General features: G+C 71.2%; 22 protein-coding genes. 15 read left to right on the forward strand and 7 right to left on the reverse strand.

What is annotated here, in order from left to right; all coding sequences use genetic code 11:
• Nucleotides 1-185 precede the first annotated feature (185 nt).
• Entirely contained in the window at nucleotides 186-1,634 is a 1,449-nt protein-coding gene (locus OOJ91_RS20320; RefSeq protein WP_266247153.1) for a non-reducing end alpha-L-arabinofuranosidase family hydrolase, read from the forward strand.
• 114 nt (nucleotides 1,635-1,748) lie between these two features.
• On the opposite strand, the gene OOJ91_RS20325 is transcribed toward OOJ91_RS20320, so the two are convergent.
• Together OOJ91_RS20325 and OOJ91_RS20330 are read right to left on the reverse strand one after the other, a co-directional pair.
• Nucleotides 1,749-2,405 (reverse strand): response regulator transcription factor, encoded by a 657-nt coding sequence (locus tag OOJ91_RS20325; RefSeq protein ID WP_266247154.1) that lies wholly within the window; start codon nucleotides 2,403-2,405, stop codon nucleotides 1,749-1,751.
• Nucleotides 2,393-3,619 carry a sensor histidine kinase gene (locus OOJ91_RS20330; protein ID WP_266247155.1) on the reverse strand — a complete coding sequence of 409 codons (1,227 nt, stop codon included), beginning with the start codon at nucleotides 3,617-3,619 and terminating at the stop codon, nucleotides 2,393-2,395. The genes OOJ91_RS20325 and OOJ91_RS20330 overlap by 13 nt, the downstream gene beginning before the upstream one ends.
• A gap of 169 nt (nucleotides 3,620-3,788) precedes the next feature.
• On the opposite strand from OOJ91_RS20330, the gene OOJ91_RS20335 reads away from it, so the two are divergent.
• Entirely contained in the window at nucleotides 3,789-4,007 is a 219-nt protein-coding gene (locus tag OOJ91_RS20335; protein ID WP_266247156.1) for a hypothetical protein, read from the forward strand.
• A 27-nt stretch (nucleotides 4,008-4,034) separates the two neighbouring features.
• Here OOJ91_RS20335 and OOJ91_RS20340 read toward each other — a convergent pair whose 3' ends face one another.
• Nucleotides 4,035-4,610 (reverse strand): DUF3455 domain-containing protein, encoded by a 576-nt coding sequence (locus tag OOJ91_RS20340; protein WP_266247159.1) that lies wholly within the window; start codon nucleotides 4,608-4,610, stop codon nucleotides 4,035-4,037.
• Nucleotides 4,611-4,829: 219 nt separating this feature from the next.
• Nucleotides 4,830-5,690, reverse strand: coding sequence for a helix-turn-helix transcriptional regulator (locus OOJ91_RS20345; protein WP_266247161.1), 861 nt, complete (start codon nucleotides 5,688-5,690; stop codon nucleotides 4,830-4,832).
• 85 nt (nucleotides 5,691-5,775) lie between these two features.
• Here OOJ91_RS20345 and OOJ91_RS20350 point away from each other — a divergent pair, with 85 nt between their 5' ends.
• Nucleotides 5,776-6,537 carry an SDR family NAD(P)-dependent oxidoreductase gene (locus OOJ91_RS20350; protein WP_266247162.1) on the forward strand — a complete coding sequence of 254 codons (762 nt, stop codon included), beginning with the start codon at nucleotides 5,776-5,778 and terminating at the stop codon, nucleotides 6,535-6,537.
• 93 nt (nucleotides 6,538-6,630) lie between these two features.
• Nucleotides 6,631-8,124, forward strand: coding sequence for a sulfatase family protein (locus OOJ91_RS20355; RefSeq protein ID WP_266247164.1), 1,494 nt, complete (start codon nucleotides 6,631-6,633; stop codon nucleotides 8,122-8,124).
• A 114-nt stretch (nucleotides 8,125-8,238) separates the two neighbouring features.
• Here OOJ91_RS20355 and OOJ91_RS20360 read toward each other — a convergent pair whose 3' ends face one another.
• On the reverse strand, nucleotides 8,239-9,033 hold the full coding sequence (locus tag OOJ91_RS20360; protein ID WP_266247167.1) for an AraC family transcriptional regulator: 795 nt from the start codon (nucleotides 9,031-9,033) through the stop codon (nucleotides 8,239-8,241).
• Nucleotides 9,034-9,181: 148 nt separating this feature from the next.
• Here OOJ91_RS20360 and OOJ91_RS20365 point away from each other — a divergent pair, with 148 nt between their 5' ends.
• The 3 genes from OOJ91_RS20365 to OOJ91_RS20375 all read left to right on the forward strand — a co-directional run bounded on the left by OOJ91_RS20365 (nucleotide 9,182) and on the right by OOJ91_RS20375 (nucleotide 11,543).
• The gene (locus OOJ91_RS20365; RefSeq protein ID WP_266247168.1) at nucleotides 9,182-9,865 is read left to right on the forward strand and encodes an alpha/beta fold hydrolase; all 684 of its coding nucleotides are present in this window, start codon (nucleotides 9,182-9,184) and stop codon (nucleotides 9,863-9,865) included.
• Between the two features lie 118 nt (nucleotides 9,866-9,983).
• Nucleotides 9,984-10,313 carry a hypothetical protein gene (locus tag OOJ91_RS20370; RefSeq protein ID WP_266247170.1) on the forward strand — a complete coding sequence of 110 codons (330 nt, stop codon included), beginning with the start codon at nucleotides 9,984-9,986 and terminating at the stop codon, nucleotides 10,311-10,313.
• 156 nt (nucleotides 10,314-10,469) lie between these two features.
• Nucleotides 10,470-11,543 carry a hypothetical protein gene (locus OOJ91_RS20375; RefSeq protein WP_266247172.1) on the forward strand — a complete coding sequence of 358 codons (1,074 nt, stop codon included), beginning with the start codon at nucleotides 10,470-10,472 and terminating at the stop codon, nucleotides 11,541-11,543.
• 133 nt (nucleotides 11,544-11,676) lie between these two features.
• Here OOJ91_RS20375 and OOJ91_RS20380 read toward each other — a convergent pair whose 3' ends face one another.
• On the reverse strand, nucleotides 11,677-12,774 hold the full coding sequence (locus OOJ91_RS20380; protein ID WP_266247174.1) for a M23 family metallopeptidase: 1,098 nt from the start codon (nucleotides 12,772-12,774) through the stop codon (nucleotides 11,677-11,679).
• Nucleotides 12,771-13,250, reverse strand: coding sequence for a hypothetical protein (locus OOJ91_RS20385; RefSeq protein ID WP_266247176.1), 480 nt, complete (start codon nucleotides 13,248-13,250; stop codon nucleotides 12,771-12,773). The genes OOJ91_RS20380 and OOJ91_RS20385 overlap by 4 nt, the downstream gene beginning before the upstream one ends.
• 420 nt (nucleotides 13,251-13,670) lie before the next feature.
• Here OOJ91_RS20385 and OOJ91_RS20390 point away from each other — a divergent pair, with 420 nt between their 5' ends.
• Genes OOJ91_RS20390 through OOJ91_RS20425 form a run of 8 tightly spaced genes read left to right on the forward strand, consistent with a single transcriptional unit; the run spans nucleotide 13,671 to nucleotide 21,688 of the window.
• The gene (locus tag OOJ91_RS20390; RefSeq protein ID WP_266247178.1) at nucleotides 13,671-14,048 is read left to right on the forward strand and encodes a hypothetical protein; all 378 of its coding nucleotides are present in this window, start codon (nucleotides 13,671-13,673) and stop codon (nucleotides 14,046-14,048) included.
• Nucleotides 14,049-14,059: 11 nt separating this feature from the next.
• Nucleotides 14,060-14,362, forward strand: a complete 303-nt coding sequence (locus OOJ91_RS20395; RefSeq protein ID WP_007453533.1) for a hypothetical protein — start codon at nucleotides 14,060-14,062, stop codon at nucleotides 14,360-14,362.
• 28 nt (nucleotides 14,363-14,390) lie between these two features.
• Complete coding sequence (locus tag OOJ91_RS20400; protein ID WP_266247183.1) at nucleotides 14,391-15,137, forward strand: hypothetical protein; 747 nt, start codon at nucleotides 14,391-14,393, stop codon at nucleotides 15,135-15,137.
• Complete coding sequence (locus OOJ91_RS20405; RefSeq protein ID WP_266247185.1) at nucleotides 15,137-16,435, forward strand: hypothetical protein; 1,299 nt, start codon at nucleotides 15,137-15,139, stop codon at nucleotides 16,433-16,435. Before OOJ91_RS20400 ends, OOJ91_RS20405 begins: the two co-directional genes overlap by 1 nt.
• Nucleotides 16,432-17,904, forward strand: a complete 1,473-nt coding sequence (locus OOJ91_RS20410; protein WP_266247186.1) for an SCO6880 family protein — start codon at nucleotides 16,432-16,434, stop codon at nucleotides 17,902-17,904. Before OOJ91_RS20405 ends, OOJ91_RS20410 begins: the two co-directional genes overlap by 4 nt.
• Before the next feature lie 12 nt (nucleotides 17,905-17,916).
• Complete coding sequence (locus OOJ91_RS20415; protein ID WP_266247187.1) at nucleotides 17,917-19,380, forward strand: ATP/GTP-binding protein; 1,464 nt, start codon at nucleotides 17,917-17,919, stop codon at nucleotides 19,378-19,380.
• Nucleotides 19,377-21,179 (forward strand): type IV secretory system conjugative DNA transfer family protein, encoded by a 1,803-nt coding sequence (locus OOJ91_RS20420; protein ID WP_266247189.1) that lies wholly within the window; start codon nucleotides 19,377-19,379, stop codon nucleotides 21,177-21,179. The genes OOJ91_RS20415 and OOJ91_RS20420 overlap by 4 nt, the downstream gene beginning before the upstream one ends.
• Complete coding sequence (locus OOJ91_RS20425; protein WP_266247190.1) at nucleotides 21,176-21,688, forward strand: DUF4913 domain-containing protein; 513 nt, start codon at nucleotides 21,176-21,178, stop codon at nucleotides 21,686-21,688. Before OOJ91_RS20420 ends, OOJ91_RS20425 begins: the two co-directional genes overlap by 4 nt.
• Nucleotides 21,689-21,702 lie beyond the last annotated feature (14 nt).

The following is a 21,702-nucleotide window of genomic DNA, read 5'->3' on the forward strand; positions in this document are numbered from 1 at the left end:
GCAGCGCACCGGGACAACCGCGTTGACGTGCCCGAACACCCGCACGGCCGCGCCCATCCGCCTTCAAGGCATCGAGGTTGATGGTTTGGGAGCGCTCCCGTAACATGGCCGACGCGGCTGTTAACGCTCACCTAACAATGATTCCCACGAATGTGGAGGCCGCCATCCCGTCAGGAGGGTGCTTGATGACCATATTCAGACCGACAAATGTCGGCCTCGTCTCGGCCGGTGTCGCGTTGCTGGCGTCGGCCACTGTCGTCGTGGCGATGCCGGCAGGCGCCGCCGCCGCAGGCTGCTCGGTGAACTATGCCGTGTCGTCGCAGTGGCAGGGTGGGTTCGGCGCCAACGTGACGGTCACGAACCTGGGCGACCCGTTGAGCAGTTGGACGCTTACCTGGTCGTACGGCGCCGGACAGACGGTCACGCAGGCATGGAACACGACCTTGACGCAGAGCGGCGCGGCGGTCACCGCACGCAACGTGAGCTATAACGGGTCGGTCGCGACCAACGGCACGGTTTCGTTCGGCTTCAACGGGTCGTGGACGAGCAGCAACCCGGACCCGACGAGCTTCGCCCTGAACGGTGTGACCTGCAACGGTGGGACCACGCCGACGCCACCGGTGACCGACACGCCCGCACCGCCGACGAGCCCACCGCCCACGACCCCACCGCCCACCACCCCACCGCCCACGACCCCACCACCCACGACGCCGCCACCCACCACGTGTGATCTGCCGTCGTCGTACCGGTGGTCGTCGACAGGCGCGTTGGCGCAGCCGAAGTCCGGTTGGGTGTCGCTCAAGGACTTCACAGTCGCGCCGTACAACGGCCGCCAATTGGTCTACGCCACCACCCACAACTTCGGCTCGTCGTGGGGCTCGATGAACTTCGGCCTGTTCACCAACTGGTCGGACATGGCCTCGGCCAGCCAGAACACGATGAACAACGGCACCGTCGCACCCACCCTGTTCTACTTCGCCCCCCGCAACATCTGGGTCCTGGCCTACCAGTGGGGCGGCGCGGCGTTCTCCTACCGCACCTCCACCGACCCCACCAACCCCAACGGCTGGTCCGCCGCGCAGACCCTGTTCACCGGCAGCATCTCCGGCTCCGGCACCGGCCCCATCGACCAGACCCTCATCGCCGACAGCACCACCATGTACCTCTTCTTCGCCGGCGACAACGGCAAGATCTACCGCGCCAGCATGCCGATCGGGAACTTCCCCGGCAACTTCGGCAGCAGCTACACCACGGTCATGAGCGACTCCACGAACAACCTGTTCGAAGCCGTGCAGGTCTACAAGCTCCAGAACCAGAACCGCTACCTCATGCTCGTCGAGGCCATCGGCTCCCAGGGCCGCTACTTCCGCTCCTTCACCGCCACCAGCCTCGGCGGCACCTGGACCCCCCAGGCCGCCACCGAGAGCAACCCCTTCGCCGGCAAGGCCAACAGCGGCGCCACCTGGACCAACGACATCAGCCACGGCGAACTGATCCGCACCAGCGCCGACCAGACCTTCACCGTCGACCCCTGCAACCTGCAACTGCTCTACCAGGGCCGATCCCCCTCCTCCAACGGCGTCGACTACGGCCTGCTGCCGTACCGGCCCGGCCTGCTCACCCTGCAACGCTGACGCTCTCCACCGCACGCCCTCGGGGCGGGTTCGGCACGATGCCGAACCCGCCCCGGGTCACGTGCCAGGCCGTCCTCCGATCGTGCAGTCGGAGCGGGAACCAGCGTTCCGGCGCTACCGCTGGTCGCCGTCGAGGTAGCGCAGCACGGCGGTGACCCGGCGGTCGGCACTGTCGTCCGGCGGGAGCTGGAGTTTCGCGAAGATGCTCCGGATGTGCTTGTGTACCGCGCCGTCGGTGACGAACAGCCGCTCGGCGATCGCCGTGTTGCCGAGCCCTTCGGCCATCAGCCCCAGCACCTCACGCTCGCGCGGCGACAGCTCGGCCAGCGCCGTGTCCGACCGGCGATTGCGGGCGAGCAACTGCGCCACCACCTCCGGATCGATCACGCTGCCGCCGTCCGCGACGCGACGCAGCGCGGCGAGGAACTCCTCGACCCGACCCACCCGCTCCTTCAACAGGTAACCGAGCCCGGCGGCGCCGACCGAGAACAGTTCGGTGGCGAACGCCTGCTCCACGTACGCCGACAGGACCAGCACCGCGAGGCCGGGCCGGCGCCGCCGGGCCTCCACCGCGGCCACGATGCCCTCGTCGGTGTGGGTCGGCGGCATCCGTACGTCCACGATCGCCACGTCCGGCGCGTGCTCGTCGACCGCGACCAGGAACTCGCCTGGGGTGCCCGAAGTGGCGACCACGTCCAGCTCCTCGGCCCGCAGCAGCAGCGCGAGCCCCTCCCGCAACAGCGGGTCATCCTCGGCGATCACGATCCGCATGGCAGCTCCACGTGCATCCTCGTCGGCCCTCCCGATGGGCTGGTAAGCGTCATTCGCCCGTCGTACGCCTCGACCCGCCGGCGGATGCCGGTGAGCCCGGAGCCGCGTGCCTCGTCGGCGTCGCCGCGCCCGTCGTCCTCGACGGTGACCAGCAGCCGGCCGTGCTCGCGGCGCACGGCGACGTCCACCCGGCTCGCCCCGCTGTGCCGGACCACGTTCGTCAGTGCCTCGGCCACCACGAAGTACGCGGTGGCCTCGACCGACGCCGCGCAGCGGACGGCGACGTCCACCGTGAGCCGGCACGGCACCGCGCAACTGCCGGCCAGGCCCGCCAGCGCCCCGGCGAGACCACGGTCGTCAAGCACGGGCGGCAGGATGCCGCGCACCACCGTGCGCAGTTCGCCGAGCGCCTGTTCCGCCGCGTCCTGGGCCTGCCCGAGGATCTCGTCGGCCCGGTCCGGGTCGCGCCGCACCGCCCGGCGCGCGGCGCCCAGCAGCACGTTGACCGCGACCAGCCGGTTCTGCGTACCGTCGTGCAGCGACCGTTCGATGCGGCGCAACTCCACGGCGTGGGCGTCAAGTGCCGCGGCCCGGGTGGCGGTCAGCGTGGCGACCCGCAGCGACAGGTCGACCCCCGGTGGCGGGGGCAGCAACCACCGGGCCGGCCAGGACTGGAAGCGGGCCAGCGCCGGGCCGAACCCGATCGCGGCGACAAGCCAGCCCACCCCGAGCACACCGACCACGAGCGCCTCGGAGAGCCCGTCGATACGCCACCAGAAGAACCCAGGTGCGCCGTCCTCGGGCCGGACCAGCCGGTACCAGAGCGGGAACGTGATGTCCTGGAGTGCGTAGAGCGGCAGGGCGAGGCCGACCAGTCCGGACACCAGGCCGGTGATCGAGTGGAGCGTGACCCAGCCGACCTCCCGGCGGACGAACGGGTCGCGCACCGCCTCCCGCAGCTCCTCCGGCACCGGCCCGGGAGTCGGGATCGGCGTACCCCGACGGGACAGCCGGGCGCGCTCCCGGTCGGCCACCGAGCGGACCGCCCGCAACGCGCCGGGCGCCAGCCGCAGACCCACCCCGACCAGGCAGGCCATCGCCACGACCACCGCCCAGAACAGCGCGCCCACCGCCAGCAGCGCGGTGCCCAGCCCGCCGACGAGGTGTTCGAAGGCGTCGACCGAGGCGCGCACCCGGCCCCGCACGTACGCCATCGCCGCCCACCTCCCGCGCCAACATAGGCCACCGCACGCGCGGCCGGCAGCGCCTGCTGCGGAAAGTACAGCCTGCTGTACCGGTGTCGTCGAGCTGGCGGGATCGTTGCGCCGAGGTCGCCCGCCTAGCGTCGATGGTGTCGTCGAACGCCCACCGAGGGAGACAGTCATGACCGATTCGTACCGCAGCACCGAGGCCCCGGCCGCCGCGCCGGAACGGCCCGGCGGCCTGCTACGCCCGCTGCTGTGGCTTGTGCTCTTCGTCAGCGCGGCGACCAACGCCGTGTTCTCGACAGTCGTGGACAACCCGTGGATCGGCTCGGTGTTCGGCCTGGTCGCGGTGCTCTGCGCGGCGGCGCTCATCGTCCACCACCGCCGCAACCGCTGACGCCGCCGCGCCGACGGGACGCCGCGGTTACCGCTTCGCGGCCCAGAAGACGTACACCGCGCCGTAGGGCACGGCCGCCGTCTGGCCGTCGACGCAGGCGCCCGCCGGGGCGACGCCGCCCGAGGTGAACAGACGGCTGACGTACGCGACGTTGCCGAGAATGCCGCGGCCGGCGTGGGTGTCCACCGTCAGCAGCAGCTCGGGGATCGTCCCCGGGCGCGGGCTCTCCGCCGTCTTCTTCGCCGTGATGAGGGAGCCGTCGCGCTCGGACTGCCAGCTCGGACCCTTGAAGTGGTGGACCCGACCACCGGTGCCGATCAGCTGGGCCTCCGGCACGGACGCGCCGGTGAACACGCCACCGGCACACGTGTAGGTCTGCGTTCCGCGAGTCACGACGTACGCGCCGACCGGGCGGGATCCCGCCGGTGGCTTGATCGCCGAGGCGATGCGCGGGATGTCGACCCGGGCGTTGGGCCCCATGGTGGCGCCCTCGGCGACCTCCGCCGCGGACGCCTGCCGAGGCACCGGGCCGATCGCCGCCAGGACACCGGCCATCCCGATGACCGCAAGCGCTCGGATCCGGGAGCGAGACGAGCTGATCATGTGATCCTCCGATCGAGGCAGACGCGTTCGCGCCCACGTGACTCCTCACGGAAAGAATGCGCAACCCGATCAATTTCGCGGCGACTTTGACCGATCGTTCACCCGTGGGCGGTCGTGGGTCGGGCACATCGGCGGGTCCGCCGTGCTCGTCGGGCACAGCACCGTCGGCGGACCGTCACTCGACGGCGGCCGGGGGCGTCACCCGACCGAGGCCGGGGGTCAGCGCTCGGCGGCGCCGACCTCCATGCGCTGGGTGCCGAGCACCGAGAGCAGGCGCAGCGCCTCCGCGGAGGGTGAGCCCGGCACCGCGGTGTGAATGACGAGCCGCTGGTCGCGGTCGGCGATGTCGAGCACGTCGCAGTTCACGGTCACCGGCCCGACCAGCGGGTGCTGGAAAGTCTTGATCAGGGTGCGTTCGTCGTCGACGTCGTGCGACTCCCACAGTTCGCGGAACCGCCGGCTGCCCGCCAGCAGGTCGCGGACCAGCGCCGTGACCTCCGGGTCGTCGGGGTAGCGGGCGGCGGTGGCCCGCAGGCGTCGGGCCGAACTACTGGCGAACCCCTCGACGTCGGACACCCCGTACAGCACCCGGCCGTCCGGGCGCGGCCCGAGGAAGGCCAGGCGAACGAGGTTGCGGTCGCGCCGGGGCAGCGCCGAGAAGTCCTCCATCAACGCCGCAGCGAGATCGTTCCAGGCGATCACCTCGTAGCTGGCCGACGTCACGTGGGCGGCCGCCTGCGGTAGCCGCTCGATCAGGTCGAGGATGCTCTGCCGCACCTCGCGCGGCGGCCCGACGGGCGGCGCCGGCGGCCGGCCGGCCAGGTGGTGCAGGTGGTCGCGCTCGGCGTCGGAGAGGCGCAGCGCGCGGGCCAGGCCGGCGAGCACCTCGGGCGAGGGGTGCGGGGCGCGGGCCTGTTCGAGCCGGGTGTAGTACTCGATGGAGATGAACGCCAGCCGGGACACCTCCTCCCGGCGCAGCCCAGGCGTGCGACGCCGGGCCCCGGCCGGCAGGCCCACCTCGGCGGGGGTGATCCGCTCACGCCGGCTGCGCAGGAAAAGGGCCAACTCCTGTCGGTTCACCCCTCTAGTGTGCGCCGCCGGACGGGCTCAGCCAGGTATCGACGATGCCTGGCTACGGCCCGGACGCCGGACGCAAGCTGGCCACATGACACCACTGCTCAACGACAAGGTCGCGTTCGTCAGCGGGGCGGGACGGGGCATCGGCGCGGCGGCGGCCCGGCTCTTCGCCCGGGAGGGTGCCCGAGTGCTGCTTGCGGCGCGGACGGAATCCCAGCTCAGGACCGTCACCGACGAGATCCGGGCGGCCGGCGGCACGGCCGACCACGTGCGGTGTGACCTGGCCGACCCGGACAGCGTCCGGGCGGCGATCGACCGGGCCGTCGCCCTCTACGGGCGACTCGACGTGGCCTTCAACAACGGCGCGACAATCACCCCACCTGGGCCCGTCGACCGGGTGAGCCAGGCCGACTTCGACCGGCTCTACCAGGTCAACCTGCGAGGTGTGTGGCTGGCCATGGTCGCCCAGGTCGCGGCGATCCGGGCCACCGCAGGCCAGGGGGCGATCGTGAACAACTCAAGCGTCGGCAGCCTCACTGGCAACCCGGCGCTGCCCGCGTACGGGGCGATGAAGCGGGCGGTGAACAGCCTGACCGAGTCGGCGGCGATCACCTTCGCGCCGGAGGGCATCCGGGTCAACGCGATCGCTCCGGGCAACACCCGTACCGAGATGATCGAGAGGTGGCAGGAGAACTCGCCCGGCCTGGTGGAGCGCCTGATCGCGGCGACGCCGCTGGGACGCCAGGCCGAGCCCGAGGAGATCGCCGAGTCGGCCGCGTGGCTTCTCAGCGACCGTGCGTCGTTCGTGACAGGCGTCGTGCTCCGCGTCGACGGCGGAGCGCGAGCCTAGGAACCTCGGTCACGACGGGCACGGCCGGACCATTGATCGGATCATCACCACTTGTTCAATAGATGCTGACAAATTTTGGCCAGTCTTGGCGACATGGCTATCACCCAGCGACGCCTCCTCGCCACCACAGTCGTGGCCGGGCTGGCTCTGCTCGCCGCGTGGGCACCGGCACGCGCCGCAGAGCCCACCCCGACGCCCGCCGCCACCGCGCCCAACATCATCTTCGTCCTCGTGGACGACCTCGCGTGGAACCTCGTGCAGTACCTGCCGCAGGTCCGACAACTCCAGAGCGAGGGGGCCACCTTCACGAACTACACGGTGACCGACTCGCTGTGCTGCCCGTCCCGCTCGTCGATCCTGACCGGCCAGTTCCCCCACGACACAGGTGTGTTCACCAACGGCGGCGCCGACGGCGGCTTCGCGGTCTTCAAGGGCCGGGGCAACGAGAACCGGACCTTCGCGACCGTGTTGCAGGGCAAGGGCTACCGGACCGGCTTCCTGGGCAAGTACCTCAACGGCTACCTGCCGGCGGACACGCAGGGAGGTGCGCTGCCGTACGTCCCGCCCGGCTGGTCGGAGTGGTACGTGGCCGGCAACGGGTACCCGGAGTACAACTACGACCTCAACGAGAACCACACGGTCGTCCACTACGGCAGCCAACCGGCCGACTACCTGACAAACGTCCTGTCCCGCAAGGGCAAGGACTTCATCCAGCGCTCGGCGGCCGCCAACACGCCCTTCCTGCTGGAGGTCTCGACCTTCGCCCCGCACAGCCCGTTCACCCCGGCCAACCAGGACCTGGACGACTTCCCCGGGCTCACCGCCCCGCGCACCGCGGCGTACGACAGGCTGCCCACCAACCCGCCCTCCTGGCTGGCCGACAACGGACCGCTCACCGCGCAGGAGAAGAGCACCCTGGACACGAACTTCCGCAAGCGTGCCCAGTCCGTGCAGGCGGTCGACAGGCTGATCGGCAACCTGCGCGCCCAGCTCACCACAAGCGGCATCGCCGACAACACCTATGTCGTGTTCAGTTCCGACAACGGTTTCCACATGGGCGAGTACCGGTTGACAGGCGGCAAGCAGACCGCCTTCGACACCGATGTGCGAGTGCCGCTCGTCGTCGCCGGGCCGGGCGTCGTTCCCGGATCGCAGCGCGCCGAGATCGTGCAGAACATCGACCTGGCGCCGACCTTCCAGCGCATCGGCGCCGCCGACGTCGGCACGCACGTCGACGGGCGCAACCTGCTTCCTCTCGCGCAGGGCGAGGCGGCGCCGAACTGGCGTACCGGGGCGCTCATCGAGCACCACGGCCCCAACCAGGCCGCCGACGATCCCGACGCCCAGGACCGCCGCAACGGCAGCCCGATCACCTACGAGGCCCTGCGGACCGCTACCTACACCTACGTCGAGTACTCCAACGGCGAGCGGGAGTACTACGACCGGACCGCCGACCCGCAGCAGCTCAACAACATCGCGGCCGGGCTCTCGGCCACGCGGCGGGCCGCGCTGCACGACGCGCTGGCGGCGTACGTCGCCTGCCACAGCCACTCGGCGTGCTGGACGGCCGGTCACGTGCCCGCGTGACGACGGACCGGGTGGGGCCGCTCGTCCGACGAGCGGCCCCACCGTCACGCTGCGCCCCGGCTTGATGGCGCACCGACGTCACCGCGCGAAGGTGGTCCGCGACCGGGGTGAGGCTCAGCGGTCCGCCCGGTAGCGACCCGGAGTCGTCCCCATGACCGCGCTGAACGCCGCGATGAAGCTGCTGGGGTTCGCCCATCCGCAGTCGTGGGCGGTCCGGGTGGTGTCCCGGCCGTCGGCCAGCAGCACGAGTGCGTGGTAGACGCGTAGCTGTGTGCGCCACTCGTAGAAGGTCATGCCGAGTTCGGCGCGGAACAGCCGGCTGAGGGTACGAGGGCTCGCTCCGATCGTCCTCCCGATCTCGGCAAGCGTGGCGTTGTCGGCAGGCGTCTCGTACAGCATCCGGGCGATGGCCTGCAGGCGGTCGTCACGCGGCTCCGGCAGGTGCAGTGGCTGTTCGTGTGCTTCGCGGAGTTCGTCGACGAGCACGCGAAGCAGGCGAGTGCGGGCAGGACGGCGGTAGCCCGGCGTCGCGTCGTCGTAGTTGCCGGGGCCGGTCAGGGCGAGCACGACCTCGCGGGCGAGGCCCGAGGCCAGGAACACGGCGGGGCGTTCCGGTAACAGTCGGGCGAGGGACGGCGCGAGAAACACGATCCGCATGTCGGTGTCGCCGTGCGCCCGGTGGTCGTGCGTGAACCCGGCGGGCGTCCAGGCGACCCGGTTGGCGGGGACGATCGACGTGCCGCGTTCGGTGTGCACGGCCAGGATTCCGCTGGCCGCGTACACCAGGTGGCCCCGGGCGTGCGTCTGCGCGGCGCTCGTTCCCCCGGAGGGCCAGAGGTGGCGGCCACCCGAGGGCCAGATGTGCGACGTCACTTCGGCGGTCGGACGAGATTGGCGGGGAACGGGCATCCGCTGACTTCCTGTCGGTAGTAAGCCACTCCCTGACCCGGCGACACTATCTCCGTGCGGTGCTTACCGGCCGCTTTCCGGCCGTGCAGAGCGTCCGACCGGCATCGAGGTGACGCCTCGACGCCGAGGCTGAAGAGAGGAAAAGACAATGACGACGTACGTCCTCGTGCCCGGCGCGTGGAAGGGTTCCTGGTCGTTCGAGGCGGTGGTTCCGCTGCTGGAGCAAGCTGGTCACACGGTGCATGCGCTGACCCTGACCGGTCTGCGGCCGGACGACGACGACGCGACGGTCGCGACAGCCAACCTCGACACGCATGCCGACGACGTGGTGCGGCTCCTCGATCGCGCCCACATCACAGGCGCGACGCTCGTCGGCCACAGCTACGCGGGGATGGTGATCACCGCCGCCGCGGACCGCGCCGACGGCCGAATCTCACGACTGGTGCATCTCGACGCGTACGTGCCGCACGATGGCGAGTCGTGCTGGTCAGCGACGAACGAGCACTTCCGGAAGGTGTTCGCCGCCGGCGCTACGGACACCGGTTACTCAGTCCGACCGCCGGAGGGCGGCGATCCCCGCCGCCATCCCCATCCTCTCGCCTCGTTCCTGCAGACGATCCGGCTCACCGGCGCCGCAGCCCAGGTCCCGCGACGCGATTTCGTCTACTGCTCGGGGTGGGAGGACAAGACTCCGTTCGCCGCGCTCCGCGCCCGCCTCGACGCCGATCCCGAGTGGCAGGTCCACGACCTCCCCACCGGCCACGACGCCATGCACGAGGCCCCGGAGGCTGTCGCCGCGCTGCTGCTCGACCCGTCGACCGGCACCCGCTGACGCCCCTCCGCGACGGTCCGACGTCGACGGTGTCAGGCGATGACGGGTGTCCATGGGCGGGCAGGCCGAAGGCTGCCTCGCCGGTAGGGTGGGGCGCGGCACACCTGGGGGAGGAAACGTGATCAAGCGCTGGGGATCTGCCGGGCTGGCACTCGCGCTCGCCCTGCTGGCGGCCGGATGCGGCGACGATCCGTCGCTGACCGGCACATGGATCATGGCGGAGAACCAGTCCCGCACGATGACTGTGCGCGACGACGGCTCCGTGTCGGCGAACATCGACGTCCCCTGCACCGGCACCACGAAGGACCAGGGCGACCGGGAGTACCGGCTCGAGCTGGACTGCGGCATCACCAAGATATCGGCCGACTGCGTCCTGAACGCCGACGGGAACACCCTCACCGTCAAGGACCCGAGTACCGGCCAGGACGCGGCCTGGAACCGCAAGTAGTCCGCCTCGGGCCGCCCGTGACCGGTGCGCGGTCGCCGGCGCGCGGGGGCTGCGGCGCCTCGATAGCGCGCGATACGGTGCCAGGCGTGCCGCCCGGCGGTCCTGACGTCGCCGGCACGGCACGTCACATCAGACGGTTGCGGCGGAGGCGGACACGTGGCGGTTGCGGAGGTCGCGGGCGGCGTTGTGCAGCTCCTGACGGCGATCATGGAGTACCGGCGGTTCCTGGCCGAGCAGCAACAGCAGCAACTGCTACGGCAGCGTGCCGCGACCGAGCGGCAGCTCGAGTTCGCCCAGGCCGTCGGCGACAGGCAATTCGACGTCCGCAGTGAGCTTGCCGAGCAGGCTGCCCACCTCGACCCGCACCGCACCCGGGAAGTGCACGACCAACTGCACGCGCAGTACCGCCAGGACGCGGCGACCTGGAACCGCGCGGCGGACCCGCAGTGGTGGCAGAAGGCCACGAACGCCGACATCGCCGAGGTGTGGCGCGCCTCCACCGCCTGGCAGGCCGTCGACCCGGCTGCCGACACGGCGCGTCGGGCCGCCGGTGAACGACTCGCCGAGACCGGCGTACGGGTGCCTGCCCCGGGCGGGCGTACCCACACCGGCGACGCGTTGTCCCGGGCCGTGAGTGGCGCCGCGGAGCGGCAGGGGCACGCCGCTGGGCCGCGCACGGCGACGTCGGCGGCGGAGCGCAGCGCGACCGACGGCCGTGGGCCCGCTGACCGCTCAGCCCAGCAGCGGGAGGCCGAGGGCCGCCGCGCCGGCGCCGACGCCGACGCGACCTGGCATCGCGCGGCGGCCGCCGACGACAGGCATCTCGCCGGTGCGTGGCACGACGTCCGGCTGGACGCCGAACAGGGGCTCGTTCCCGGTACGGACGTGCCCGCCTACGCCGAGGCGCGCGCCGATCACGCCTACGCGCGGGAGCAGGACTTCGCCGCCGAGGCGACCCACCACGACCAGTTGGCCGACGCGGCCGGGCAGACGGCTGCTGTCGCCGACCAGGCAGCGGTGCCGGGCCAGGCCGCCCCGACCGGAGCCCCCGCGCCGGGAACCGCTGAGGGCAGGGGCGCACAGGCCGCGGCCAAGGCCTACCCCCGACCGACACGCAGCGCGGTGGGTCGCGGCGCGGACCGTTCGGCCGCCGCGCGGAGCGTGCCGGGCCGGGGGCGGGTGCAGCCGCAACGCGTACCTACCCGGGCGCCGCAAACAGCCATCCGCTGAGCTGCTCCGGCGCGGCCGTCGGCACGAGGAGTTCGACAGTTCACGTCGGCCGGCGCGACCCGCTGGACAGCACCCCGGGCACCCTTCCTGCGGGGCACAGGTGGTGGGCGGGTGGAGAGGGCCACGCCTGCGGTCAGCCGCCCAGCGGCGCTCCGACGCCTGCCATGAACGCGACGGGGTCCACGGAGTTGCCGAAGGTCAGGCTCTGACCGGGGGCGACGCCGCGGTGCACCTCATAGTGCAGGTGCGGCCCGGAGGAGTTCCCGGAACTGCCGCTCAGGCCGAGGACCTCACCGGCCGCGACCTTCTGCCCGACCTGGACGAAGGGTTGTTGGATCATGTGGCAGTAGCGGGTGGCTATGTTGCCGGCGTGGCGGACGTCGACGTACCAGCCACAACCGCCGAGGCCGGGGTATCCGTCGCTGTCGCAGCCGTGCCACGCGGGGGCGTTGCACTTGCTTGTCGACACGACGCCGGCGGCAGCGGCCCGGATGGGCGTCTTCTTCCCGGCGCCGAGGTCGACGCCTGCATGCCTGTGGTCGCCCCGGTCCTGGCCCCACGGTGCGACCACGCCGGCCCGTACCGGCTGCACCCAGCCGCCCGGACCGACCGGGACGGGTTCGAAGGCACCGGGCCCGCAGGGTGCGCCTGGTGCGCCCCCGCCCAGTTCGTCGATGCTGCCGACCTTCAGGATGGCGGCTGCCAGGGCGTTGGCGTCGTCCTGCCACTGCTGGTAGGCCTCGGGGGTGCCGGAGTTCTGCACGGCCTGGGCCGCATCGGTCAGCCGCATGCCCTGCCAACCCTCGACCTTCAGCAGCGACGTGTAGAACTTGCCGGAGGCGTACCGGGGGTCGGTCAGTTGCGCCACGGTTCCCCAGCCCTGACTGGGACGCTGCTGGAAGAGGCCCACGGAGTCGCGGTCCCCGTAGTTGAGGTTGCGCAGCGTGGACTCCTGCATGGCGGTGGCCAGGGCGATCACCAGGCCACGGGCCGGTACCTTCATCTCCTGGCCGACCGCGACGATGATCGCGGCGTTGGCGACCTGGCTGTCGTTCCACTTGGTGGTGCCCTCGGCGCCTGGAGAGGGCACCGACACGGGGACCGGCCCGCAGGGCGAGGCGCTTGCCGCGCCGCCCATCAGGAACAGCGGCAACCCGATGAGGCAGCCACCCAGCATCAGGGTTATCGCGACGACGGCGCCAACCACACCTGTCGTCTTCTTGTCGGTCATTGCCCGGCCCGTTTGAAGTCGTTGCCGGTGACCAGCCAGCGGCCCTTGATATCGGCGACACTCACCAGCAGCGTCCCGCGATCCGTGGAGATCGCGAACTGCCCGCCGCCGTCGCGGACGGGGTAGGTCGCCCTGGGTCGGCCGGTGATGCGGGACGCGGGCAGGTTGGCCGGATCGACGGTGCGCATCCGCTCGGCGAACCGCGGGACACACAACGGCGCGACGCCTTCCAGCCAGCGTGCCGCGTCGAGCCCCGGCCGGGCCCACGCGGTGGCGAAGGCGGCAGCGGCGGGCGCCGCCTCGGCGACCGGCGCGGCGGGGCCCTCATCGTCGTCCTCGTCGTCGCGGCCGAGGGCCTCCGGTGGCGTGGCGCTGGCGACCGTACCGACGACGGCCGGCGAGGGGTCACTGTTCTGCGGCACCTCACTGCCGGCCGGCCCGGATCGGAAACAGCCGGACAGCGTCGCGAGCAGCATCGGTATCGCGACTGTGAGAACCGCCGCCCGTGCGGCGAGTCCATATTGCACGGATCCGCCTTTTTCCTTATTCATAGCCGCTTTACCCCCGTGCTGACCGCTTGCTTCGTATCCACTGTGAACCGTCTGGTCAGGGACCGGCTCCGCACGTCTCGATGTGGATTCACCATATCGATAGCCGTGCAGCCGGGTGCTACTGTCTGCCGCGAAGTTACGTCAGGTACGGGGGAAATCACATGCACGGTCGAGCGCAGGGCGATTCTTGACGTGCCCTCGGTCAATGCGCAGATTCGTACGCGGTACGACACGCTGCCAGGTCTCTCCGCCGTACCGGTGCCGCCGCAGGCTGTTGCCAGCGGGTGGCCTCCGGTGTGGTGGGTCGGCTGCCACGGCGGTAGTGGTGCCACGACACTGGCGACGTTGACCCAGATCGGCTACGACTACGGGCCGGTGTGGCCGCAGTTGCCGCCGAACTCCCCGATGATCAATGTCGTCCTGGTCTGCCGAGCCAGTGCCGCGGGAACGTTGGCGGCGGCCGGCGCGGTCGAGCAGTGGCGTCGGCGAGCCATCCCGGTGCACGCCCAGGTGCGGGGAGTCGTCGCGGTCGCCGCGTCGCCGCGTCGACCGCCCAAGATCGTCAACGAGCGTCTGCAACTGCTGGGTGGTTGGGCACCGAATGTCTGGCGCGTCGGCTGGCAGGAGGTTCTGCTGGCCGCCGACAAGCCCGTCGATCTGGGCGTCCCCCCACCCGACATCGCCGCGCTACGCGATTCCATCGTGGAAGCTGTTTCGATCTAGGAGAAGGATTCATGTCGTTGTTGCTGCATCTGCACGACGCGGTCACCAGCGTGCAGGACGCTGCGACCGGTATCATCGCCGCACCGAATCCGGGCAACGTCGCGCCCCCCGGCTCGGACAAGATCCTGACGATCCTTGGTTGGGTGAAGTGGCTCGTCACGGCCGTAGCCGTCGGGGGCGCCATGTTCATCGGTGCCAAGATGGCGATCGCCCACCGCCGGGGTGACGACACCAACACCTCTGCGCTGGGCTGGTGGCTTGCTGGTTGTGTGCTGCTCGGCGTGGGGCCCCAGTTGGTCGACGCGCTGACCTGAGCACGGCGATCACGGGGGGAGGACCGCCATGCGTTCGAAGAACTACCACGCCGACTACGCCGAGGAGCCGTCGCCGTGGACGCGGCCGGGCTTCGTGCTGGCCGCGGTGCTGCTGTTGGTGATCGTCGCACTCGGCGTCGTCGTCGCCGTGCAGTCCGGCGACGACGACAAGCCCAGCCCCGCGGCACCCACGGTGTCCGCGGGGAGTACGGCGCCGCAGCCGGAGACCACTGGCAAGCTACCCACGGCGGTCCCGGTGACCGCACCGGCGGGCGTCACGTGGCAGGTCGTCCGTGGCACCGCGCTGCCGTTCAGCGACCGAGCCGGGCCTCGGGAGCACAGCGACAAGCAGGCCAAGGGCTTCGCACGTACGCCGGAGGGCGCGCTTATCGCCGCCGCGCAGTTGGTCAGCCGGGTGGGCGCCGCCGCCGGCCGGGCCTCGTGGGAGCCGACCCTGACCCAGCAGTTCCTGCCCAGCGCCGACCGGGACACGCTGCAGGCAGCGCTCGCCGCGGAGCCGGAGCAACAGGCGCAACCGGGCGATCTCGCGCCGCTGGCGGGCTATCTGTACCTGACCTACACACCGGACACGGCGGTGATCGGGCTGGCCTACCGGTCGGTCAACGGTGCCACCGCGCGGTGGTTCATCGTCACGACCACGCTCCAGTGGCGCGACGGTGACTGGAAGATGGTGGCGCCGCCCGGCGGCGCCTGGACCTCGTTGAGCCGCACCGTGACCGACCTGAACGGCGTCGTGGAATGGGGGGCCCGCTGATGTGCAATCCGATCACGCAGGCGGACTGCAGCCTCAAGGACGCGGCCGGTGACCTTATCGGCGGCGTCACCACCTCGTTCGCGGACTCCATGCTCGAGGGCCTCGCCAAGGCCATGGGCGAGACCGCGGCCTGGGCCCTGAAGACGCTGATAGCCGGCTGGATCGCGGTGCCGTCCCCGGTCCTCACCGGGGGGGCGGTCGATCGGCTGCGCGAGTACACCTACTGGATCACCGGCGCCGTCGCGGTGTTCTCACTGCTCATCGCGGCCGGGCGAATCCTGTTGGAGCGCAACGGCAAGGCCGCCACCGACGCCGGGAGGGGCCTGCTGCAGCTGACGCTTATCAGCGCCGCGGGCGTACCGACGGTCGCGCTCCTCAGCGAGTTCGGTGACGGTTACTCCAAGTGGATCGTGGACGCCTCGACCGGCGGTGATCTCGGCGAACGCCTGGTGATGTTCGCGCCCGCTGCGGGCGTGGCCGCCTTCAACGGCCTCACGTCCATCGCGCTTATCGCGATCGCGTTCATGCTCCTGCTCATCTCGTTCGCGCAGATCCTGCTGAGCATCGGCATCGCCGCGATCAAGGTGCTGCTGTGCGGGTTGATGCCTCTGGCCGCGGCGGCGGCGATGACGGGCACCGGGCGCGCCATGCTGGCGCGCTACATGAGCTGGCTGATGGCGGCGCTGCTCTACAAGCCGGCCGCGGCGACCGTGTACGCGGCCGCGTTCTGGATGATCGGTGACGGCAAGGACCTCACCACAGTGCTAACCGGCATCGTGCTGATGTGCATGGGCATCGTGGCGATGCCGGCCCTGCTCAAGTTGCTGGCCCCGGCGACCAGCCAGATCGCCATGGGCGGTGGCGGCGGCGGAGGGGGCCTGGCGGCCACCGGAGCCATCGCCAACGGCGCCATGCTGCTCAACTCCACCCGCGGCGGCGGTGGCGGCGGCGGCGGCGGCGGAGGTGGCGGTGGCGGACAGAGCGCTCCGGTACGCCCCTCCGGCTCCGGGCCAGGCCCCACTGCCGCACCGGCACCGACCGGCGGTGGGCTGTCCGCCGGCGGGCCGGCGATGGCCGGAGGTGGCGGGGGCGCCGCGGCCGGCGGTGGTGCGGCGGCCGGCGGTGGCGCCGCAGCCGGCGGGGGTGCGGCAGCGGCCGGCGGACTGGCCGCTGCGGCAGGCCCGATCGCCGCCGGTGTCGTGGTCGGGCAGGCCGCCGCGAAGGCCGGCCCGGGCGCGATCAGGAAGATCGGTGGTGCTGCCGCGGGCGCGACGGGACCGACAGGAGCTGAGCAGTGACGACGACGGCCGCGCCGCCGAACCCGTCGCAGCAGCGCGCCTACGGCAACTGGCGTCGCGGTGTGTCGGCCGGGCTGTTCGGCCTGGGCACCATCGGCACGCTGATCATGTTCGGTCTGGCCCTGCTGACCGTGTTGATGCTCGCCGTGTCACTGGTGGCCGCCCTGCTGACCGCGCTGTGCGGTGCTGCCGTCCTGGTCCCGCTGGCCATCCGCGTCAACGGGCGCACCGGACTGCAGGTCATGGCGGCGCGGTTCGCGTGGTGGCGAGGGCGTTCTCGGCGGCAGCACCTGTACCTGTCCGGCGTGGCCTCGAAGGTGACGCAGACACACCAGCTGCCCGGCATTCTCGCCCGGTCGCAGATCTACGAGGTCGAGACGGGCCGGTCCGGGCGCATCGGCGTGGTGGTCATCCCACAGTCGCGGCACTACACAGTCACGCTGCGCTGTTACCCGGAGGGCATGGACCTGGTCGACCAGAGCGCCATCGACGCGCGCGTGGCGCACCTGGCCGCCTGGCTGTCCAACCTCAGCCGTGAACCGGGCCTGGTGCAGGCCGCGGTCACCGTGGAGAGCACCCCGGACCCGGGCACGCGGCTGGCCACGGAGGTCAACGACACGATGTCGCCGCAGGCGCCGGAACTGGCCCGCCAGGTCCTCCAGGAAGTGGTACGCAGCTATCCGGCCGGTTCGGCGACAGTCGAGACCCGGGTCTCGCTCACCTACACGCTGCCTCCGAACCGGCGGCAGCTCTCGCACGAGGACATGTGCCGGGAGGTGGCCGCCCGGCTGCCGAACCTGCACTCCGGGCTCTCGGCCGCCGGCGGTGGCGGCGTACGCCCGATGATGCCGCGGTCGCTGGTCCGGGCCGTGCGCGCCGCGTACGACCCCGGCACGAGCATCGAGCTGTCGCGTACGCCCGACCTGGACCTCACCTGGGAGAACGCCGGCCCGGTCTCGGCGCGGGAGAGCTGGGACCACTACCGCCACGACTCCGGGGTCTCGAGGACCTGGGGCATGGTCGAGGCTCCCCGCGGTGTCACCTTCGCCAACACGTTCGCCCGGCTGACCGACCCCGACCCGCAACTGCTGCGCAAGCGGGTGTCACTGATCTACCGGCCGTACTCGCCGGCCGAGTCGGCCAAGCTCGTCGAATCCGACAAGCGCGACGCCCGGTTCAACGCCACGAAGAAGTCCCAGGCCACCGCCCGGGATCTGGCCGACCTCAGCGCGGCCGAGCAGGCCGCACAGGAGGAGGCTTCCGGCGCCGGCGTCGTGCGCTTCACGGTGCTGGTCACCGCCACCGTCTCCTCGGTCGAGCAGCTCGACGAGGCCACCCGGATCATCGACTCGCGGGCCGCCGAGGCGCGGCTCATGCTCCGCCCGATGTACGGCGCCCAGGCGGCGACCTTCGCCGCCACCCTGCCGACCGGGGTGGTGCTGCCCGTGCACGCCACCGTGCCGTTCTAGGAGGCGGACCTGATGCCCCGATCCGTCATTCCGATCCGACGTCCCACCCGATTCGGCTACGCCGGCCCCGGCGGCGGCCGCGTGTCGTGGGTCGAGTCGCCCGCCGAGTACCGCGGTACCACGGTGCAGGTGTGCGGCTTGTGGCCGTTCGGCACCGGCTCGTCCACCCCGACTATCGGCGCTCCGCTCGGCCGGCACCGCTACACGAACGCGACCGTGTGCTTCGACCCGATCTCCTGGTACGAACGTGCCAAGCTGATCAACAACCCGTCGGTGTGGATCCAGGCCGAGCCGGCAATGGGCAAGTCCACAAGCGTGCGGCGGATGCTGCTGAGCCTTGTCGGCCAGGGAGTGACCCCGCTGATCCTGGGCGACCTCAAACCCGACTACGCCGAACTGGTCGCCGCGCTCGGCGGGCGGGTGCTGCGCGTGGGTCCCGGCCTGCATCGGATCAACCCGCTCGACATCGGCCCGTGGCAGCAGGTGCTGGCACACGTGCAGGACCCCAAGGAGATCGAGCAGCTCCGTGCGGAGATCGTCGACCGGCGACTCAACGCCGCCCTGGTGCTGGCAACCCTGACCCGGGGCGCTCCGCTCGCGTCGGACGAGATCACCGTGCTGGCGGCCGCGCTGCGCTTCCTGACCGAGCGGGAGAGCACCGCCCAGCCGCTGCTGTCGGACGTGCTGCGGGTCATCGAGGAGGCACCCATGCAGGTGCGGTGGGTGACCCTGTGGCACGACGACCACGACCTGGACCGCTACCGCCTCGAGACGGAGAACCTGCGGCGTACGCTGCGGGCGCTGATCCACGGTCCGCTCGGCTCGACCGTCGAGGGCCACACCACGGCCTCGATCGAACTCGACACCACCGCACTGTGCGTGGACATCTCCGGTATCAGCGAGACCAACCAGGCTCTGACTGCCGCCACCCTGGTCACCACCTGGGCCGCCGGCTTCGGTCAGGTCGAGGCAGCGCACCGGATGGCCGACCTGGGACTGGCCCCGCCGCGCCGCTTCTTCCTGGTCCTGGACGAGATGTGGCGCGCGTTGCGGGTCGGGCACGGCATGGTCGACCGGATCGACGCGCTGACCCGCCTGAACCGTTCCAAGGGCACCGGCACCGCCTTCATCACCCACTCGCTTGGCGACCTCCAGGCTCTGCCGAACGAGGAGGACCGCGCCAAGGCCCGCGGCTTCGCCGACCGGTGTGCGGTGCTCATGATCGGCGCCTGCTCCGAGCAGGAGCTCGACGCCGTCGCGCGGGTACGTCCCCTGTCGCAGGCCGAACGAAGCGAGGTGCTGTCGTGGTCGGCGCCGCCGTCGTGGACGACCGGGCCGGAGGATGAGGAGGTCCTGATCGGCCGCGGGAACTTCCTGATCAAGGTCGGGACCAGGCCCGGCATTCCGGTGCACCTGGAACCCACCGAGATCGAGAAGCAACTGGGCAACACCGATTTCCGTTGGAAGCGCACATGAGCCGAACAGTGGGACCTGGCGGAAGCAGCGACTCCTCGGGCCTGATCGCCGGTGGCCTGGCCGTGCTCGCGCTGGCGGCGGCCGGGGCGGTGTGGCTTCCGTTGCGGCTGACCGAGCCGCCCGGCTATCACGGTGAGGGTCTCTTCAGCGCCGCTGGGGCGCTGATCTCGGGCAGGATCACGTGGACCGTCGCGTGCACACTGGTGGCCGTCGGAGAGGTGCTGGTGGTGGCGGCGCTGGCCACCGGTTTGCTGCTGCTGACCAAGGGGCGCCGGCTCCGGGGCAGCCGGGTCGACGAGGCCGCGCGGCACATGGCCCGCCGCGGCGACCTGAAGCACCTGAGCCCCGACGGCGTCACCGCATCCGCCAAGCGGCTGCGGGCCAGCCTGGCCGACGCCGGCACGGTCGCCCCCGACGACGCCGGTGTCCTCATCGGACGTACGGTCGCCGGAGGAATGGAGCTGCGTCAGTCCTGGGAGGACATGGCAGTCGACATCTGGGGTCCGCGTACCGGTAAGACCACCGCCCGTGCGATCCCGGCCACCGTTTCCAACCCCGGGCCGACGCTTGTCACAAGCGTCAAGGGCGACATCATCGACGCCACCCGGGAACTGCGCGCGACCCGCGGCGAGATCTGGGTGTTCGACCCACAGCAGGTCTGGGGTCAGCCGCAGCAGATGTGGTGGAACCCGCTCGGCGGAATCACGACCATCACCGACGCGCGTCGGCTGGCCGAGCATTTCGCCTCGGCCGAACGTGAACCCGGCATGCAGCGCGACGCGTTCTTCGACCCCAGCGCCGAGGAGTTGGTGGCCAATCTGCTGCTGGCGGCGGCGGTGGGCGGCCGGTCCATCCTCGAGGTGTACCGATGGGCGGTGAACCCGCGCGACGAGTCGCCTGCCGACATCCTCACCGGCGCGGGCTTCCAGTTGCCGGCCGACTCGATCATCGGTGTGGTCAACATGCCGGACCAGACCCGCGGCGGCGTCTACGCCGGTGCGCAGAAGATGCTGATGTGTCTGACGGAGCCGAGCGTCACCGCCTGGGTCAGCCCGCCGGCCTCGTCGACGATCCGGCAGTTCCGCCCCGAGACCTTCGTGGCCACGTGCGACACCGTCTACCTGCTCAGCCAGGGCGGTCCGGGATCACCGGCCCCACTGATCGCCGCGCTTACCGACGCGGTGTTGCGGGCGGGGGAGCTGCGCGCCCGCGCCTCGCAGGGCCGGCGCCTCGACCCGCCGCTGATGTCGGTGCTCGACGAGGCGGCAAACATCTGCCGCATCCGCCAACTGCCGGCGCTGTACTCCTACTACGGCTCGCACGGCCTCCCGATCATCACGGTGCTGCAGTCGTACGCTCAGGGCATCGACGTGTGGGGTCGCGAAGGCATGCGCAAACTGTGGTCGGCGGCGAACGTGCGCACCTACGGCGGTGGCGTCGCGGACCCCGAGTTCCTCGAGGAGCTGTCCCGCCTCATCGGTGAGCACGACGTCATGACCCGATCCACGTCGACAAACGGTTCCGGCTTCGGTCAACAGTCCGTGTCGCGGCAGACCCGCCGTCAGCGGGTGCTCGACGTCGCGGAGCTGCACGCGCTGCCCCGGGGCCGGATGGTCGTCTACAGCTCCGGTGCGCCGCCGGTGCTGGCGCGCACCGCCCCCTGGCAGACCGGCCCGTACGCCGAAGCCATCAAGGCATCCATCGCCCAGTGGGATCCGGACAGCCGGAACGACTGGAGTCTCAAGGCCGACAACCCGCAACTGCAGTCGTTCGACACCCCTGTGCAGGAGCCGCGATGACCACGCCCACCGGCCAGAGCGACTCGGAGAGGGCCGTGGCCGAACTGTCCGCTCTCCTGGAGCAGTTGTCGGGCGCCCTGCCGCACGGCGACACGCAGCCGGCGCCGCAGGCAGCCGCTGGCGCCGCACCACAGCCGCAGCAGGCCGCCGACGAGGTGCCGGAGCCGGCGTTCCGCAACCTCGACGACTTCATGCGGCTGTACCTGGCCGAGGTCGTCGAGCGCCGCGTTCTGAGCGGCCCCAAGAGCGGCATCTACTGGTGCGACCGATGGTGGGCGCACCCCGAGGCGATCTCGCGCTTCTACGCGATGTGGCGCGAGTGGGAGAGGGCCCGCATCGACGACACCATGAGCACCTGGTGGCTGCACCACCTCGATCCGCACCTGATGACGATGACCACCGAGTACGGGCCGTTCGCCAAGTGCGAACCCGGTCGGCACACCGAGCCGAAGACCCTGCCGGCGATCGCCGCTCCGCGTGAGGTCCTCGATCAGCTGCCCGAGGGCTGAGCCCCGGGCGGGCC

The organism is Micromonospora lupini, assembly GCF_026342015.1.
Lineage (GTDB): Bacteria > Actinomycetota > Actinomycetes > Mycobacteriales > Micromonosporaceae > Micromonospora > Micromonospora lupini_B.